Here is a 1,860-nt window from a genome sequence, read left to right on the forward strand (position 1 = left end):
CTGCGGCTTGCCGCGCCCGCCGCGGGAGCGTTCGCGGCCACGCGACTCGCGCGGACGCTCGGTTGTATCGGAGGCTTCGGCGTGGATTTCAAAATCGCCCTCGGCGCGCGGAATGCTCTGGCCGATCAGCTTCTCGATTGCCACCATCGACTTCTGGTCGAGCGGCGTCACGATCGAGATCGCAGTGCCGGTGCGCCCGGCGCGGCCGGTGCGGCCGATGCGGTGAACGTAATCGTCGGCGTGATGGGGAACGTCGAAATTGAAGACGTGGCTGACCTCGGGAATGTCGAGGCCGCGGGCGGCGACGTCGGAGGCGACGAGCAACGGCAGCTCACCCTTGCGGAATTGCTCGAGCGCGGCCGTGCGGGCCGACTGGTCCATGTCGCCGTGCAGGGCGCCGACGCTGAACCCGTGCTTCTGAAGCGATTTGTGAACGATCGCCACTTCGCGCTTGCGATTGCAGAAGATGATCGCGTTCTTGAGGTCCTTGGCTTCGCGCAGCAGGCGGCGCAGCAGGTCGCGCTTCTCGTGCGACTCGCGCCCGGCGGGCACCTGGACCTGCGTGACGGTCACGGCGGTGGTCGCGGGCTTGGACACCTCGACCTTCTGCGGATTGTGCAGGAAGGCTTCGGTGATGCGCCGGATCTCCGGCGGCATGGTCGCGGTGAAGAACAGGGTCTGTCGCGTGAACGGGACGAGCTTGCAGACACGCTCGATGTCCGGAATGAAACCCATGTCCAGCATGCGATCGGCTTCGTCGATGACGAGCAACTCGACCCCGGTGAGGAGCAAACCGCCGCGCTCGGTATGGTCGAGCAGGCGGCCGGGGGTGGCGATCAGCACGTCGACGCCGCGCGTCAGCTTGGCATCCTGGTCTCCGAAGGAGACGCCGCCGATCAGGAGCGCGACGTTGAGTTTCTGACCGGCGCCGTAACGGTCGAAGTTCTCCTTGACCTGGGCCGCGAGCTCGCGGGTCGGCTCGAGGATCAGCGTGCGGGGCATACGGGCCCGGGCGCGCCCTTTTTCGAGGATGGTGAGCATCGGCAGCACGAAGGCCGCGGTCTTGCCGGTGCCGGTCTGGGCGATGCCGAGCACGTCCTTGCGTGCGAGGACGTGGGGGATCGCCTGTTCCTGAATGGGGGTGGGGGTGGTGTAACCGGTGGCCGCCACTGCGGCGAGGACTTTTTCGGACAGTCCGAGATTTGAAAAGGACATTGAGCCTCTGGTCGAAACCGCCGTTCGGAATCGAGGGTGATAAGGCTGTCGCGTTCCACCCCGAAACGGCGCGCTCTCTAAGAAGCTGGGGGTGCTGACTCACGCGGACAAAGCGCAACGCTCAGGAATCGCTCTTCGATCTGAGCCGCGTCGTCCCGGAACATAGGCGGGAATCGGCCAAAGTCAATGGAGCGGGCGCGGGAAGGCTCTAAAAGCCTGAGGTTTTTACCAAATAGCGGGCGCGACCGGGGTTTTTCGCCCGGCCCCGCGCTCCGGCCGGAGCCGCCAAAATGGCGGCTAACGCCGATCCGAGCCCTGGGCCCGGAAGTCACCCGGGGCCATGCCGTAGGCGGCGTTGAAGACCCGGTAGTAGGTCGCCAGGCTCTCGAAGCCGCAGGCGGCCGCGACGTCGGCGATCAGCCGCTCGGGGGTCTCGCGCATCAGGCGGCGGCTCTGTTTCAGGCGTTCGTCCGTCACGGTCTGCGAGAAGCTCTTCTCCGCGGTCTCGAACAGCATGTGCAGGTGGCGCACGGAAACGCCGAGCTCATCAGCCACCATCGTCGGCGCCAGATCCGGATTTTGCAGGTGTCCCGCGATCAGGCGCCGGGCCTGCGCGAGGCGCGCGGTCCGCAGCGCCGCCTGTCC

General features: G+C 66.5%; 2 protein-coding genes. Both read right to left on the bottom strand.

The genetic code is table 11. From position 1 onward, the window contains the following. A partial coding sequence (locus MOV75_RS36515; protein ID WP_247007806.1) for a DEAD/DEAH box helicase occupies positions 1-1,215 on the bottom strand: 1,215 nt, incomplete at its 3' end. Positions 1,216-1,512: 297 nt separating this feature from the next. Further along, the coding region (locus tag MOV75_RS36520) for a helix-turn-helix transcriptional regulator (protein WP_247007808.1) at positions 1,513-1,860 on the bottom strand (348 nt) is incomplete at its 5' end.

Origin of the sequence: Bradyrhizobium sp. PRIMUS42 (genome assembly GCF_023006515.1) — a bacterium.
Lineage (GTDB): Bacteria > Pseudomonadota > Alphaproteobacteria > Rhizobiales > Xanthobacteraceae > Bradyrhizobium.